Annotated in this window: 6 tRNA genes and 1 rRNA gene; all 7 read right to left on the bottom strand. The window is 51.4% G+C overall.

Going from position 1 to position 761, the window contains the following annotated elements:
* Positions 1 to 101: 101 nt before the first annotated feature.
* Positions 102 to 177: transfer RNA gene (locus KNP67_RS15295), tRNA-Ala, on the bottom strand.
* A gap of 11 nt (positions 178 to 188) precedes the next feature.
* Positions 189 to 265, bottom strand: a tRNA-Pro gene (locus KNP67_RS15290).
* A gap of 7 nt (positions 266 to 272) precedes the next feature.
* Positions 273 to 349 (bottom strand) — tRNA-Arg (locus KNP67_RS15285).
* Positions 350 to 380: 31 nt separating this feature from the next.
* A tRNA-Leu gene (locus KNP67_RS15280) sits at positions 381 to 467 on the bottom strand.
* Positions 468 to 502: 35 nt separating this feature from the next.
* A tRNA-Thr gene (locus tag KNP67_RS15275) sits at positions 503 to 578 on the bottom strand.
* Positions 579 to 586: 8 nt separating this feature from the next.
* A tRNA-Val gene (locus KNP67_RS15270) sits at positions 587 to 662 on the bottom strand.
* Between the two features lie 11 nt (positions 663 to 673).
* Positions 674 to 761: ribosomal RNA gene (gene rrf / locus KNP67_RS15265) — 5S ribosomal RNA — on the bottom strand; the annotation flags it as partial.

Raw genomic sequence — 761 nt, 5'->3', positions numbered from 1 at the left:
ATATAGCTCTTTAAAAATGACGAAGCTTGCGCTTCATTCAAAAATTGTAAAACTTTTTTTGCCTCATCGTTCAGTTTTCAAAGTTCGTCGGTTTAAAGAATTGGTGGAGCCTAGCGGGATCGAACCGCTGACCTCCTGCGTGCAAGGCAGGCGCTCTCCCAGCTGAGCTAAGGCCCCAAAAGTTATGATGGTCGGGAAGACAGGATTCGAACCTGCGACCCCTTGGTCCCAAACCAAGTGCTCTACCAAGCTGAGCTACTTCCCGAAATAGATGGTGCACCCTGAGAGATTCGAACTCCCGGCCTTTAGATTCGTAGTCTAACGCTCTATCCAGCTGAGCTAAGGGTGCGAGACGAATGAACTTTCATGGGATATTAAGATGGTACCGAGGGCCGGACTTGAACCGGCACGAGGAAACCCTCGCAGGATTTTAAGTCCTGTGCGTCTACCAATTCCGCCACCCCGGCAAGGTATAATTCATGCGGTAGACTATTTTAAAAAATGGTGCCGGCGAAAGGATTCGAACCCTCGACCCTCTGATTACAAGTCAGATGCTCTACCAACTGAGCTACACCGGCAGGTGTAATGGTGGAGGATGACGGGATCGAACCGCCGACCCCCTGCTTGTAAGGCAGGTGCTCTCCCAGCTGAGCTAATCCTCCAAATATGTAATGCCTGGCAGCGTCCTATCCTCACAGGGGGAGACCCCCAACTACTTTCGGCGCTGAAGCGCTTAACTTCCGTGTTCGGCATGGGAACGG

The organism is Exiguobacterium sp. s157 (assembly GCF_018618205.1).
Classification (GTDB): Bacteria; Bacillota; Bacilli; order Exiguobacteriales; family Exiguobacteriaceae; genus Exiguobacterium; species Exiguobacterium chiriqhucha.
This window is presented reverse-complemented; position numbering and strand designations above follow the sequence as displayed.